Below are 15,768 nucleotides of genomic sequence, written 5' to 3' on the forward strand. Positions count from 1 at the left end.
CGTCGTTCCCATCTCGGTCGATGGTTGGCTGTGGTGACGGGGAAGGGTGGAGGAGCGCGAGGTCAGGGGAAGGGGGCGTAAGGCAAGATGAAAGAAATGGCGCCATGCCTTGCGGCCTTCTCGCCATAACCCCTTGTCTGCACGTCCTTTTTTTGGTGCTCGGCGATGGCGCTATCGAGCAAGCCATGGCGCCATGTGTCGCTGAAACCCACGGATTACTGCGCTTTTATATGGCGCCATCCGGGCTGATCGCGGATTTCTGCCATGTCGCATGACGATGAGATCGAACCGCGTCTTGGCAAGCCGCGCAGCACGCCGATCCGGCGCGGCCGCAGCTATATGAGCCAGGTGCTCAAGGCCGCCAGTCTCGCAGGCGGGATCAAGGCCGCCGGTGGACGGCGAGCGGCCTTCCACGGCAATCGCTCCGGGGTGGGTGTCGGCGTGGGCCGGGTGCTCGCATCGCGCGATCGGTTCGCGGCCTTCCGTCAGCGCCGCGTGATGGTCAAATCGCGCATCGTCCGGCTCGACCGGGCGAGGGGGATGGACGCTGCCCGTGCGCATCTGCGCTATATCCAGCGCGACGGCGTTACCCGCGAGGGCGCACCCGGGCAGCTCTATTCCGCCGAGCAGGACAAGGCCGACGGCAGGAGCTTCCTCGACCGGCAGGCCGGTGACCGCCATCAGTTCCGCTTCATCGTGTCTCCTGAGGACGGCCAGAATTATGACGATCTGCGTGCGCTTACACGCCGCCTGATGGCGCAAATGGAACAGGACCTCGGGACCAGCCTCGATTGGGTCGCGGTCGATCATTTCAACACCGGTCATCCCCACACCCATGTCATCATGCGCGGCAAGGACGAGCGAGGCCATGACCTCGTCATTGCGCGCGAATATCTGACGGTCGGTATGCGTGAGCGCGCGGCTGAACTTGTCTCGCTCGATCTCGGCCCGCGAAGCGATCTCGAAATCGCCGACCGGCTGCAGAAAGAAGTCGGTCAGGAACGGCTGACAGGCATCGATCGCCAGTTGCTGCGCGGCATGGACCCGGACCGGGTAGTGGAGGCAAGCGACCGCGATCCCTTCCAGCCAAGCGACCGCGATCCCTTCCAGCAAGGTTTGCGGGCGGGAAGGCTGCAGGCGCTTGGGCGGCTTGGATTGGCCGAGGAAATTGCACCGGGCAGCTGGCGGCTCGCCGACGGGATGGACGAGACATTGCGCCGCATGGGCGAGCGTGGCGACATCATCCGCACGATGCAGCGCGCTTTTACCGAGCATGGACTGGAACGCGCGGCGGTCGACTATGCCATTGCCGATCCGATTTCCATGACGCCGATTGTCGGACGGGTGGTCGAGCGGGGGCTGTCCGACGAGATGAACGACCGTCACTATCTGATCGTCGATGCGAGCGATGGACGCAGCCATTATGTCGATATCGGGAAGGGTAATGCCACAGAAGCAATCCCTACTGGCGCAGTGGTGCGGATCGAGACCAAATCGACGCCCGCTCGCATGGTGGATCGCACCGTAGCGGAGATCGCCGCGGCCCATGGCGGGCGCTACTCGGTCGACATCCATTTGCGGCACGATCCCAATGCCTCGCAAACTTTCGCCGAAACCCATGTCCGGCGCCTGGAAGCCATGCGCAATGCGATGGGGAATCTGGAGCGTGAGGGCGACGGTACCTGGATCATCGCTGCCGACCATATCGAGCGGGCGGCCGCGTTCGAGGCGCAGCGGGCGAGGGCCGCACCCGTAGTCGTCAATACCCTGTCATCATTGCCGCTCGATCGACAGGTGGGCAGCGACGGCGCGACCTGGCTCGACCGGCAACTGGTCGGTGCCGAAACCTGCCCGTTGCGCGATGCCGGATTTGGACGAGATGTGCGAGAGGCGCTGGATCGCCGGCGGCAATGGCTGATTGCCGAGGGGCTGGCGCAGGAAGAGCAGGGCCGTCTAATCTTCCGGGCGAATTTGCTGGAGATGCTTCGCCGGCGGGAATTGAACCATGTGGCAGGCCAACTCTCCGATGAGCTTGGATTGCGCTATACCGAGGCCAGATCGGGAGAACGGATTGAGGGCGTCTATCGTCGGCCCATCGAACTCGCCTCGGGGCGCTTTGCGCTGATCGAAAAGACACGCGAGTTTACCCTTGTGCCATGGCGTCCCGTTCTTGATCGCCATGTCGAAAAACAGGTCGCCGGCATCATCCGGGGGGACAGTATCAACTGGACGATCGGACGCCAGCGAGCGGGGCCGTCGGTTTCGTGAAAGGGATGGCGGACATGTCGGACAATCCGGTTAGTCCGCTTCACGGCTACAAAACAAGATAGCAGACATTCGCGTGTGCCGGCGTCGGCTCTGGCACCTACTCTTGTCTGACTCTCAGCAGCTAACATTCACTGACCAAGTGCAGATCGTCCACCACTTTAGCTCCACAACACACACCATAAGGCAGAGGGGCCATGGATGACTGTTCTAGGGTCAGGACCCATTGATGTGAGAGGCGCGATCTGATTCATGCTCCGGGAGGAGACTGGGCATGAGCGACCTGTACTGGCTGACGGATGAGCAGATGGCGCGGCTGCGGCCGTATTTCCCCAAGAGCCACGGCAAGCCGCGGGTTGATGATCGACGGGTGCTAAGCGGCATCGTCTTCGTCAATCGCAACGGGCTGCGATGGCGCGATGCGCCGAAGGACTATGGTCCGCACAAGACGCTCTATAATCGCTGGAAGCGCTGGGGCGAGATGGGCGTTTTCGTTCGCATGATGGAGGGGCTGGCTGCCGCTGGTGCCGAGCCGAAGACCGTCATGATCGACGCGACCTACCTGAAGTCGCACCGCACGGCATCGAGCCTGCGGGTAAAAAAGGGGATCTCGGGCGCCTGATCGGCCGCACCAAAGGCGGCATGAACACGAAGCTTCATGCTGTCGCCGATGCAAACGGTCGCCCGCTCAGCTTCTTCATGACCGCTGGGCAGGTCAGCGATTACACCGGCGCAGCGGCGCTGCTGGACGATCTGCCGAAGGCGCAGTGGCTGCTCGGCGATCGCGGCTACGACGCCGACTGGTTCAGAGATGCCCTGCAAGCCAAGGGCATCGAACCTTGCATTCCAGGTCGTAAATCTCGGCTCGAGCCCATCAGGTACGACAAGCGCCGGTAGAGGCGCCGCAGCCGCATCGAGATCATGTTCGGGCGCCTGAAGGACTGGCGCCGCGTCGCCACCCGCTACGACCGGTGTCCAACGGTTTTCTTCTCCGCCGTCGCCCTCGCAGCTACCGTCATCTTCTGGCTATGACCAATGAGATGGGGTGGTTGCCGCCCTCCCTGACGGCATCAAGATGTGCCAGCGTAGTTTTGGTTCAAGCTACGAACGGAAAGGACGGCAACCATGAGTATCAATACGATGATTGGTGTGGATCTGGCAAAGTCTGTTTTCCAGGTTCACGGGGCGTCGATGAATGGCGAGATGCGGTTTCAACGCAAGCTGTCGCGGCAAGCTTTTTCCACGTTCATGGTCCAACAGCCAGCCGCCGCGGTCGTATTGGAGGCTTGCGGTAGCGCTCATTACTGGGCGCGTGTGCTGAGCGCATTTGGTCACGAAGTCAGGCTGATCGCGCCTCGCTACGTGCGCCCATTTGTGAAGCGCCAGAAGAACGACGCAGCCGATGCCGAGGCGATTGTGGTGGCGGCCCAGCGGCCCGAGATGCGCTTTGTTGAACCCAAGAGCGAGGCTCAGCAGAGCGCTGCGATCCTGTATCGATCACGCCAGCGCCTTGTGCGTCAGCGGACCGAGACGGTGAACGCCTTGCGGGCAGCTTTGTATGAGTTCGGGCACGTTATCCCTCAAGGCATCCGGCACGTCGGTCGCATCCGCGCGATCCTGGAGGCGCCCAACAGCGACCTACCGGCATTGATGTGCGAGGAGTGCCTCGCGATGCTCGAGCAGCTTGCTGTACTCAACGGCTGGATTGATGCGAAGACCGCAAGGATCAAGGAACTCGCAGCCGCCACGCCAGTATCGAAGCGATTGCAGACCATGCCCGGCATCGGCCCGCTGGTGGCGATGGCAGTGGAGACCTTTGCGCCTGACATGACGAGCTTTAACAATGGACGCGACTTTGCCGCCTGGCTTGGATTGGTACCGCGACAGTTTTCATCAGGTGGCAAGGAACGGCTCGGGCGGGTCACCAAGGCCGGCCAGGCCGACATCCGGCAGATGCTGATCATTGGTGCCATGTCGCGATTGAACTGGATGGGACGCAAGGCGATCCCGGAAAGCTCATGGTTGGCGCGCATGATGGCCCGTAAGCCGCGCATGCTGGTAGCCATCGCACTGGCCAACAAGATGGCGCGTCAGATCTGGGCCATGCTGACAAAGAACGAGGACTACAAGAATCCGATGCCGGTCATGGCTGCCTGATATCAGGCTTCCCAGACAGGCTGGACGAAAGGGGTGTGAGAAGGCGACGACCCGAATGGGCAGAATGATCGAACAGATCTGGATCAGGAAAACCAGTTCAGGACTCTGAGTGATAAAGCTCGCCAATGAGATTTGGACCTGATCCGCGGATCACCATACCGGCCAGCGGCCATTTGAAAGCGCCGCAATCTAGGCCTGACAGAAGACCGCACTCGATCACCAGCTCAAAAGGTCAGAAACCCTCTTGCACCACGGGCGGCAACCACAGAAGTCCTGAGCCTAGTGAAACTTGTCGTCACCTTTCAATAACCGAACACACCCACAAATCTGCTCCAAATCTTGTGGGCTTTTGTGCGCTCCTTCAGACTCTTACAGGATCCTCAAGCTCCTGGTGGCGGGCAAGCTAGCTTCTGCACCCAACCTTGGATGAAGCGCTTGAAGTTCCACCCCGATAGTTGTCGGCTTTCACAAGGGATAGGTCAACCTCACCATATGTGGTGGCGCAATTCGACCATGGTCGGCTAGACCTTACTGATGGCGACAGCAAACCCGGTCAGGGCAAGCCGCGACGGCGATCAGTTTCACTACTATTGGGCAGCACGGCGGTGTCTCGGTCTCCTTGCGCCTGACGCTCAACTCGTTGCTATATCGATCGAAGGCCCGGCCGTTCAGGATGGCGATCAGTTCGAGGAGGGCATCTCCTCGATCGACGTTGCCGAGTATCGCGGCGACGTTGATCCGTCGAAGGCGACCGAGGTCCGATACATTCAGCTCAAGCATTCGACACTTCGCATGGAGATGGAGTGGGTCGCCAGCGACTTGACCGACACGCTGCAAAACTTCGGCAGGCGATACTTGCAGCTCGTCGGGAGGTATGGAGCGGAAGACGTCGCCGCGCGGTTCGCCTTTGAGTTCGTCACGAACAGGCCCTTCGCCGATTCGCTTGTCTCGGGGCTCGAACAGCTTCGGTCGGGTGAGGCCACGCCTCTGGCGCGGGCGGCTGCGCACGCGACGCGCCTGCCGGAGGAAGTCGCGCCCACATTCGCTAGGCTGCTGACCCTTACGGGCCGGGTGGAGCATCTGGCGGCGCAAGAAAGTCTGCTTCACGACGACGTGTCGGGCTATCTCCCGGAGGCAGATCGCGACGCTCCGCTCCAAATGAAGGACCTCGTGGCGCAGCGAGCGACAACGAAGTTCGAGCATCGTCCCGAGATCACGCGCCTCGACGTCCTAAAGTCTCTCGGCGTCGACATGCGGGATCTCTACCCGGCACCACCGCGCATAGAGGCGCCGGACCGCATCGTCCGGCGACGGCAGCTGGAAGATCTCGCCGCCCGCATCGTCACCGGGGGATGTGTAAGCATAGTCAGCGCGGATGCCGGCGTCGGAAAGACGGTGCTGTCGACCCAGCTCGGTGATCTGCTTCCCGAGGGTAGCCAGACTTTGGTCTACGACTGCTTCGGGAACGGCTCCTACCGCGGTGCGAGCGAATACCGCCACCGCTGCCGTGACGGCCTTGTCCAGCTCGCCAACGAACTGGCGGGGCTCTCCCTCTGCAATCCGCTGATCCCGACCAGTAAGGCCGATCCGCCCGCATATGTGCGGGCATTCATGGCGAGGGTGGAGTCGGCCGCGGCCACGCTCCGCCAGAGCGCCCCGGACGCGGTGCTGTGCCTGGTAATCGATGCCGCCGACAACGCAGAGATGGCGGCCAGGGAGATACACGATCCGCCGAGCTTCCCTCGATTGCTGCTGCGCGAGACGAACTGGCCGTCCAATGTCCGGGTGGTCCTAACCGCAAGACCGCACCGGGTTTCCAAGCTCGACCCGCCCAGATCGATCGAGCCCATGCCGCTCGAACCATTCAACGAGGCGGAATCAGCAAAGCACCTGCGCGGCTTCTTTTCGGACGCTACCGATCAGGACGCGATAGAGTTCCATCGCCAGACGTCCAGGAACCCCCGCGTCCAAGCCACCGCCCTGGCACAAGGGGGCTCGCTTCACGACGTGCTCCTTAGCCTCGCAGGTGAGCCGCGCACTGTGGAGACCTTGATCGGCGACCTGCTGCAATCCGCGATCAATCGGGTGCTCGCCGACACGCCGACGGCCGACCATGATCAGGTGAGAGCCGTCTGCTCCGCATTGGCGACCCTCAGACCCTTCGTGCCGCTGAGGGTCGTGGCGAACGTGGCGGCGGTGCAGATCGAGTTGGTGCGCAGCCTCGCCCACGATCTCCAACGTCCCCTCGTCGTGCGCGAGGACGCGATACAGTTCCGGGACGAGCCGACCGAGACCTGGTTCCGCGATGTCTTCAAGCCAACCGGCGCGGAGTTGAATGTGTTCATCGAGCGCCTCATGCCTCTGGCAGGCGAGAGCGCTTATGTCGCAGCCGGGATACCGCAATTGCTCCTTGAGGCTGGCCGCTTCGAGGAGCTGGTGAAGCTGGCGCTCTCGGACGATGCGTTGCCGCTGGAACCGGCCATGGCGCGAAGGGACGTTGCCCTTCAGCGCCTACAGTTCGCGCTCAAGGCGGCGATCAGGGACAAGCGTTATCTCGAGGCGACCATGCTCGGGCTCAAGGCTGGCGGTGAGACCGCCGCCGACGTCCGGCAGCAGAAGCTGATCTCGGCGAACACCGATCTCGGCGCGCGCTTCCTTGAGCCGGATCAGATGATCGAGCAGGTCTCGCGCCGGCTAATCACAGGAGGCGATTGGGTCGGATCCGAGCACGCATACGAGGCCGCTTTCCTTTCTGGTTCCCCCGATCTCGCCGGTGAGGCGCGCAGCAGGCTGCGCGTTGCTGACGAGTGGTTGATGCACTGGGCTACGCGCCCGCCCACCGCTGGTTCGAAACGCGGCAATGTCACCAAGGCTGATGCTGCGGAAATGGCGTTGGCCGTGATCCGGCTCGACGGCGCTGAGAGCTGCGCGAAGTATCTGAGGCGCTGGAAGAGGCGTGAGCGGTCCTACGAAGCGGGAAGCATCCTCGTGGCCCGGCTTATAGATTCCGGGGACTTTGACCTGATCGGCGGCCTCGCGATCGCAGCCGGCAACGATCTCGGCCTGCTGCTTGCCATCACGTCGAAGCTCGCATCGGTCGGACGCCTTCCGCCGAAGCCCGCGGTCGAGCGGATGACGCGTCTCGTGACCAGCCGCCACGTGCGGATCAGGGAGCCGTCGGGCATCGATGGCGAGATGGTCGTGCTCGCCGCGGTGACCGACGTCGTGGTCGCCGCCGCCCGGATGCGGGTGGCGCCGAAGCGTCTGCTTGTGCGCACCCTCACACGCTACATCCCGACGATGAGGACCTCCATGCTCGGAGGACGATCAGCATCGTATCTGAATCGGCGCGGCATCTACATGGCGGCGCAGTGCATCCGGGCCGCGCTGCGCAACGAGACGATGACGTTGGATCGGCTCAGACCCCGCGAGCCGAAACCGGTGCAGGAGAAGCTAGGCAACTCCGCTCGGCGGCGACGCTCCCGTTACACGCATTCCGGCGAGACGGCGGAATTCACCGAGCAGGTTGGCGGCCTGCTTCCGTGGCACCAGCTCGCGGCGGAGGCACGGTTGGGCGGGATCGCGCCCCGTGACATCAATGCCCGGATCGAAGCGGCGAAGGCTGCGTCCACGACCGCCGGCCCGAGGACCTACAACGAGGATCGCCCGATCCAGGACGAGATCGCGATGCTCTGGTCCGGGGTGGCCCTCGGCGCCCCGGACCCGAGACCGCAATTGGAGCGGTTCGAGGAATGGCGGCAAGGTCTCACGAAGCCGCTGTTCATACCGACGCTCATCGCCATCGCGCGTCGGGCCGGGCGCACCGCAGACTGCGCCAAGACCTGTCTCGATCTCGCCAGGGCAGCCTACGCCATCATGGCGGCAGAGCGCGAGGACGCGAGCGGCATAGCCGACGTCTACGTGGATGCGTGCCGGGTCGTCCTCCTCGTTAGCCCGACGGAGGCTGCCGAATTCTTTGAGCAGGCGATCGAGGTCTCCGGCAAGATCGGAGAGGAAAACCTCTCGCGCTGGCAGGCGCTCGCCAATCTGGCAGAGGCGACGGGTGCCGACACGGTCGACCGGCCCGAGCTCGCCTACCGCTTCTCGCGGGTGGCGGAACTCGTCGTCGCCTACAGCACGAGTTTCTCGTGGGACTATGCGCTCGAGAGCATGGCGGCGTTGTCGCCCTCTTCGGCTCCGACGATCGCAAGTCGCTGGATCGACCGCAAGTTCGCCGACCGGGAGGAGACGCTCGGTTGGCTGGCCGCCGCATTAGTCGCCAGGAAGGCGATCGACCCGCGCGACGCCATCGCGTTGCTGCCCTTTGAGGGGCGTTGGACCGGCATCGTCATGCTAAAGCGTGCGCTCGAGGCGTCCTCGGATGCTGGCGAGCGCGACGCCATCGCCACGCACTTCATCCGATACGCACGTCACCGCCACCACGATGCCGAGGACTGGCTGCGGGTGGGTCGGCTCCTCGATCAGTTCGGCGTGGATTCCAGCGACGCCGCAGAGCTCGCTAGGTGCGTCGCTCGCGTTGCGCGTGAGCAGACGAGCAGGCGACCGTCGCGTCGGAAACGCGACTGGAAGCTGAAAAGGCAGAGAGCGGACTGGGACGCGATCTTCCGCGACGTTCATTTGAATGTCCCCGGCGGCGTTGCGGATGCGCTGGCGCGATACCGCTCTAGCGAGCCGCCATGGGCCCATGACGAGTTCTACGCCGAGGCCATTTCGAGAGTTCAGATCGGACAGGAGGCCGACTTCCTCAAGGCCATCGACGCGACCGACACCCTCGGAATCCTTGATGGCGAGTATCTCCTCAAGAGCATGCCCGACGACTGGCTCGGCAGTCTGGCCGTGAAGCGCGCCACGAGGAACCTGCTGCTAAACCTGGCTCGTCGCGAATGCACGAGGATCACCACGAGCCGGAGCTACCAGCCGTTTCCATTCGACCTGATCGGCAAGTTCGACCTTTCCCGGGAAGAGGTGGTCAAGACGGCGGTCACCGCGATGGGGGACACGGCGCTTCCCGTTCGGCACGAGGATCTGTTCGATCTCGCAGGGCTGCTATCGACGATGATCACCCCCGCTGAGGCCGCCGAGGCTCTTGGCTACGGCCTCGGACTGCTCGAGCCGTTGCTGCTCGACGGCGACGACGGACCATGGAGGGCAGAGCTCAAGCCTCCGCCGACCGTCCCCGAGGCGATCGCGGGGTTGGTCTGGGCGGCGCTCGCATCGCCGTGGGCCGAGCGCAGGTGGGAGGCCGCCCACGCGGTTCGGGCACTTTGCGCTCTCGGTCGTGGGGCCGTGCTCGAAGCGTTGGCCGATCTTGCGGACGCAGGAGGCGGCGGAGCCTTCGCAGCTCCGCAGCTACACTTCTATACGTTGAATGCCCGACTGTGGCTCGTGATAGCCCTCTCACGTGCGGCGCACGACCATGCGGGATCGGTGGCGCGGTTCCTTCCACTTCTAGAGGTGGTAGGTCGACGCTCCGAATCACATGTCCTCATCCGCGAGTTCGCGGCACGGACGCTCCTGTCACTGCACGCGCGAGGCCTCGCGGATCTCGACGCCGTCCGGCAGGATGAGCTCACCACCATCAATCAGTCGAAGCTACCTGGGATCGAGCGCGTGGTGGGCCGGTCGAGAGCTAGGATACGCTCCAGCGCAGATAACCAAGGTTTCCGCCTCGCCCACGACTTCGACCAATATTGGGCCGCGTCGCTCGCGGATGTCTTCGGCCTTTCCAATGACGTCGTCGAGAAGGCTGTGGCCGGGGTCATCGGCCAGCTGTTCGGACCGGAGGAGACAGGACATCACGAGCGGGACGTCCGGATGATGCGGCGGCAGTTCGATAACGACCACTACCTCCGTCTCTCCAGCTACTGGCCGAAAGTCGACGACCTCAAATTCTACCAGTCCGCGCACGCACTGATGATTGTCGCAGGGCAGCTCCTCGACGTTCAACCGCTAGAGATGCGGGAGGGAGTATCCGACCGGTTCGACGAATGGCTCAACCGGCATCGCCTCAGCCTGCGCGGCGACCGATGGCTTTCGGACCGGCGGGACGACAAGCCGGCGGGTCTCTGGCTGGAGCTGCCAATGCAAGGGCCTTCGGACCGGCTAGGCGCTGCCGATCTGGAGCGCCTCATCATGCCGCCAGGGGGCAGGATCGTCGCCTCCGCCGACTGGGAGACCCACCGGGGATTTATCCAGCAACGCGTCGATGTCATCAGTGTCCTGGTGTCGGCGGATCGTTCCGGAGATCTTGCCCGGGCGCTCCAGAGCGCTACGAATCATGACGACTACAGGCTGCCGACCTCGGAGGGCGACGAGGGCGAGATCAACCGCGACGACTGGACGCTGCGCGGCGTGATGCGGGACGATGAGAGTGAAAGGCACCTCGATCGCTACGATCCCTGGGCTGCGGGGCTTAGGGCGAGGATACCCGCACCGGGCTCGTCGGTGCTCACCGCTATCGGCGCGACCGGTGATCCCATGGATCGCTTCTGGCACGATTCCCGTGGTTCGATGAAGCTGCGCGCTGAGGTCTGGAGCGACGGCGAGGAAGGCGATCGCGACCTCGTCCACGACCGAGGTCAGCGGCTTCTGGCCACCAGAGGTGCGCTGGACCGGCTGATGAAGGTTACCGGCACGCACCTGTTGCTGGAGATCAGGCTCCGCATGGACCGGGTCGAGACCCGGCATAGTCGATACTCGGAGAAGGAGAAGATGGATGCCATCAACGCCACGAGATATGTCGTCCTCCGCCCGGGACGCCAACCCGAGTTCCCACCAGTCGGTGCTCGAACTCGGCGAGGCGCTCGTTCGAGAGCTCGATCTTGAGCAATCAAACGACATCCTGGGGCGCTGGATGGCGCATCACCTAGCCAGCCTGATCACGGCGGCGCGCAAGGCACCGGCGGAGCGGAAGGTCGAATGCGAGGAACGCTGCCGCGCGGCCGTCCTTGATGTTTGGAGGCATCGCAATTGCCTGCCCGAGGGACGTCGACCCTTTGAACCCTTCGAAGGCGTCATCGACACGCTCGCGGCATTGGATCCAGACGTGGAGCGACCATTCTACCATCGCGCCATCCTGCAATTCGAGGATTTCGACGACTTCGACGTGCCGGGCGTCCTTGCGGCGCGAAAGCCGGACTATCTTGAGAAGGCGCGTCGCTTCGATACAACCGCGCGCGCAGTCATCGGTCACCTGATCGCGCTCGCCGTTGACGCCGCACCCGACAAGGCTCAGGAATGGGTGCGGCTCGCCACGGAAGCGAAGCTCGACGCACCGGACGTGGCACTGATAGTCCGGTTGGTGCGTGCGAGGGAGAGGATTGACCCGAAGTGCCAGAACGCCTCCGACCTTGTAACGCGGCCGCTACGGTCTCGTCTTGATGAGCTGGATCAGTTTCTTGACTGTGCCAGGGAGATTCGTGCCGACTTGGCTGATCGGTTGGCTCGCGCGGAGGCCGAGATCAGTTCTCCGGGATCGACATTATGATTGAGTCCACACTGCCCAGCGTTGGCGTACACCCTTTAGAGTTAGCTCACGCAAACAAAGTTGTCTTGGAGGGCGTCGAAGTCGGACACGATATCGAAATATACTGCAGCTTCGCGCTGAAACTGCATGGGCACTAGTGCCGAAGTCACCAGGCACGATCTCAGTTTAATCGCCCCTTGCGAAATGCCGGTAGCGATCGCCAACTGTGGCAGCTTGCCGCGCAAGATCTCGACGCGATCCAAATGCCGGCGCGTCGGCCCACGCTTCCCATTCCGTTCGATGTGATCGGGACCAAATTCCACCAGGCGCTCCGCAATCTCACCGACCGTCTTGTCCGCAAGAAGCCGCTTACATTCGATAATAAACACATCCCCAGTCGTTGAATTCCAAGCCAACGTATCAACATCGCCGTCCTTCGCCACGCCGCCAAGGCGCGTCATGAGGAACTCTGCTTCAGCCTGGAGACCGAGTTCCTTCAGTTGGTCAGCAACCTTGTGATTGAAGGCATGCCCAAGACGGTCGATTGCACCGCCTACCCATGAGCGCATCTCCTTCGACCGGAAATATGAATCAGAGAGCCGAGCATTGTAGGCTCTGAGCGCATAATCCACTCCATGCTGAGCGATTATAGGGGATACCATGCATAGAGGATCATCCTCGGTCGTCAGCTGAACTATTGGTCGGGAAAGTAGGCTGAGACGGCGCGCGAAGCGCCAAGGAAACCAATCCTTAGCACTGGCTCCATCAGGCTTGGGATCATCCCATCTAGTTCGGGGCACAAGGCACCAAGCATCAAGCAAAGCCTCTGCTGCTAACGCATCGACGCCGTCCAGAGCTACAAGATCCGATTTGAGTTCGGAGCGCCGGACAGTCACCTTGCCATTTCCGCTGGCCACGGCTCGCTCGCCAAGGCTGGACACGAAATCGACCATTCGTATGGGCGTCACTCCATACTCAGCGACGAACGCAGCATCAAATTCAGGATTGCTTTGACGCTCATATTCAGCGTCGTCGATCAGCTCCGGGACGTCATAGAAGGTGTCGTATCCCTCAGCCGCCGCGTCGAATTGGTCGGTCGAAAGCGCAACCATGAAGGGTTCATGGACGCGATTGGCAAACTCGTCCTCGAAGCGCAAAACCCCACTGGGCTTCACTTCGACCCGTTCGGAGAAGCCATGGTGAATCTCGTCGCTGCGAGACGCCACTCCGCATAGAAGCGCAATCATTGCCACGACGTAATCAAAGTCGTCCAGCGAGCATTCTCGTCCACCAGTCTCAGGCGAAGCGCATACCGCCATTTCAACGGCGACCCGACAGCACAGAGCGACCTGCGCTCGATCGCTCTCAAGTTTCACCGCAACGCGCATTGCTTCGTCGCGCTGATGAAGGCGAAGGACCGCCGCCGCGGTGTGACGCCACGTGGCTCGGTCTCGATCGATTGCGTTGTGATTGTCGATGCATTTCTCGACGATTGAGGCTCGATCCAGCAGCTCTAACCGCTCCCGGATCTCGCCCCAAAGCGTCTCGACAGCTTTGCCTAGAAGTTCACGAGCTGCCTTCTTGTCAGCGATGATCCCGGCTGTTCCTGCTGGTACCCCACTGCGTTGAGCAAGACCGATGTCGACCCATGCTCGAACCTCGGGCTGCAGCATTCGCCCGCGGGGGAGGTCCGCAGTTGCCAGAATGAAATCTGCAGCTGTTCTGGGCGTGAAAACATGGAGGTGCCTGGATATCGTATCTACCAAAATCGAGGAGGCGATCTCCTCGGCTAAGGTGCCGCCCGAACAACCAGCCAGCAGCAAGGCGCCCTCTGATATGGCCTCAATCATCCATCTATCACCAATGTTATCCGGACGTCCAAAAGCGCGGAGGTAGTCGAGCGGGCAATCGATTCGGATGGTAGCGCCATCCACGCTCACCGACGGACGCACCAATTCCTGTCCCTCCTCAATGAGAGCGGGCGTAAGATCGATGCCTTCCGGAAAAACCAACTCTATGCCGATAAAGATCGGAAGGTCCTCGGCAACCGCAGCAACACGTGGTGCGATCATGACCGTCCAATTCTTGGCCATGTCCCAGACGCGAAAAGACAACGAGCTAACTGAGTCTGGTTGGGGATCAGCGACCGTAATCCACCACGTTCGATGATCGATTTCGATTGCCGCTGCTGGCCGACTCTCCGCGGCGTCAGCAACGCTCACATACAAAGGCTCCGCTGCCAAATCAGCGAAGTACATCTCTGTCGATGCTCTTCGGACCTCGACATAACTGTTTCGCGTTGAAACACGAGCACCATGATGATCGAGAGATTGTCGGACCCCAGTCCTGACCGATGTCAGATAGTCGGTGCCGAGATTTATCGTGGTGCGGCCTGGCGTCGCGTCCTCAGGCAGGAGCTCGAAATCATTGCTCTTCGCGAAGCCATAAAGATTCAAGAAACCGTTGGGGTTGAAGATACCCGTTCGGCTGGCCAGCATCTGCTGCTCCTGATCGAGCAGGCGATACATCTGAAGCGCTGAGGTGTTCGAATCCTCGCCAAACAGCTCAAAATCCTCACAACCGAAAGCTACGAACTTCCATTTTGGAGGCAATCGACCCGGATCAGCTAAGAAGCCGCGGCCGAGGCCGCCAAACACGACTATCGTCATGCCCATCCGAAAGTCCGGCCGCCCTTCTATCGCCGCCACTCCAGCCGCAGCCAGACGGCGCACTTCAGTCGACACATCATTGATCGATCGGAAACCATCAGCAACAATCGCGTCGACCTGGTCCTGGACGAAGATCAGATGGGCGTACGCGCCAATGTCAAAGCGGCACGTCATCTCGATGCAGTCTGAGTCCTCATCGGCATTCGGACCATCTATATGCTCCAGATCCAATCCGATCCTCGCGCTCATGACGTTATTGCCGAACTGGTAATCCGTCATATGCTCTTGAAAAGCAGCGCCAGCGCCATTCCTAAGCGCCATTTCCATTGCCCGACGGCGTACCGCCGCACCGATCGCCGTCGGAAGCACAACGACATAATCGTCGCCATCCTTTACGACCGGGCGAGCTTCAAGCGAGTTCCAGCTTATCGCTTCATCTCGTAACCTTGAACTATGCGCTGGGTCGAAAATGAATGGATTCAGATCAAAGGGCTGCACTCCGATATCTGCGAGATCGGCTGTGCTGAAGCGTACTCGACCAGCAAGCGCCTCGATATGACGTGCAGGGAACTGGATTCGATTGAAGCGCTCTCCGCCTCCGTTCGTGTACCTGCTCAACCCACTCCGTTTCGCGATCGCGGTGCTCAACCGCAGAAGTGCATATGATTGCCTAAGGCAATGATCGGCCCACTTATGGCCATTCCTGACACATCCCGTGACCGCATAGAGCACGGCTTGCACATAGCCAGCGTTGGCTTCCCAGATGCCCTCAAACAGCAATGAATTGCCATCGCCTGACACGATATTGGCGATGAATACATCTTCCGGCGGGTCTTCCTGACGTCCGACGGAATCTCCTCGAAGAATTTCGTTCAACCATTCGCGCATTTGCGCGGCGGTCGGCTTCAATCTTCCGTTCGATCGCAGCGCAACGAGGTGGAGCAAAACTTCCAATCTGACCGTGTTAGCATGCAGATTGGGATCCGTGAGAAGCCCGCTCAATAAGCCTAGGGTGTTGGCTTTGTTGAATTTTTCCAAGCGCGACGCCAGCTTGGCAAGCCGCGTCTCAATCGGTCCTATCGCCATGGCATCATTTGCCGCCATCATTGCTTCGAGCATCATCAGTTGCACCGCTATCCACGCGAACCGGGCGTGGCGTGCCAAACGGTGACAACGACGGCCTGATCTGAT

5 protein-coding genes and 1 pseudogene are annotated in these 15,768 nt (G+C 61.6%); 5 read left to right on the top strand and 1 reads right to left on the bottom strand.

Annotated features, from left to right (window positions below; all coding sequences use genetic code 11):
• The first annotated feature begins 264 nt into the window (after nt 1–264).
• The 5 genes and pseudogenes from rlxS (at nt 265) to IWY39_RS01900 (ending at nt 11,929) form a co-directional block, all read left to right on the top strand.
• A complete protein-coding gene (gene rlxS, locus IWY39_RS01880; RefSeq protein WP_107125576.1) occupies nt 265–2,268 on the top strand; it encodes a relaxase/mobilization nuclease RlxS in 2,004 nt (667 codons plus the stop codon).
• A 271-nt stretch (nt 2,269–2,539) separates the two neighbouring features.
• Nucleotides 2,540–3,297 (top strand): annotated as a pseudogene (locus tag IWY39_RS01885) (IS5 family transposase).
• Nucleotides 3,298–3,390: 93 nt separating this feature from the next.
• Complete coding sequence (locus IWY39_RS01890) at nt 3,391–4,422, top strand: IS110 family transposase (RefSeq protein WP_107125577.1); 1,032 nt, start codon at nt 3,391–3,393, stop codon at nt 4,420–4,422.
• Between the two features lie 534 nt (nt 4,423–4,956).
• On the top strand, nt 4,957–11,268 hold the full coding sequence (locus tag IWY39_RS01895) for a hypothetical protein (RefSeq protein WP_107125578.1): 6,312 nt from the start codon (nt 4,957–4,959) through the stop codon (nt 11,266–11,268).
• On the top strand, nt 11,225–11,929 hold the full coding sequence (locus IWY39_RS01900; RefSeq protein WP_107125579.1) for a hypothetical protein: 705 nt from the start codon (nt 11,225–11,227) through the stop codon (nt 11,927–11,929). The genes IWY39_RS01895 and IWY39_RS01900 overlap by 44 nt, the downstream gene beginning before the upstream one ends.
• Nucleotides 11,930–11,970: 41 nt before the next feature.
• On the opposite strand, the gene IWY39_RS01905 is transcribed toward IWY39_RS01900, so the two are convergent.
• Complete coding sequence (locus tag IWY39_RS01905) at nt 11,971–15,699, bottom strand: hypothetical protein (RefSeq protein ID WP_181316798.1); 3,729 nt, start codon at nt 15,697–15,699, stop codon at nt 11,971–11,973.
• Nucleotides 15,700–15,768: the final 69 nt, after the last annotated feature.

The sequence above is a fragment of the Sphingobium sp. JAI105 genome (assembly GCF_015752145.1).
Classification (GTDB): Bacteria; Pseudomonadota; Alphaproteobacteria; order Sphingomonadales; family Sphingomonadaceae; genus Sphingobium; species Sphingobium xenophagum.

Excerpts from the sequence above, each read along its gene's own strand:
- rlxS (WP_107125576.1), top strand. The coding sequence starts at position 265 with ATGTCGCATGACGATGAGATCGAACCGCGTCTTGGCAAGCCGCGCAGC.
- IWY39_RS01890 (WP_107125577.1), top strand. The coding sequence starts at position 3,391 with ATGAGTATCAATACGATGATTGGTGTGGATCTGGCAAAGTCTGTTTTC.
- IWY39_RS01895 (WP_107125578.1), top strand. The coding sequence starts at position 4,957 with ATGGCGACAGCAAACCCGGTCAGGGCAAGCCGCGACGGCGATCAGTTT.
- IWY39_RS01905 (WP_181316798.1), bottom strand. The coding sequence starts at position 15,699 with ATGATGCTCGAAGCAATGATGGCGGCAAATGATGCCATGGCGATAGGA.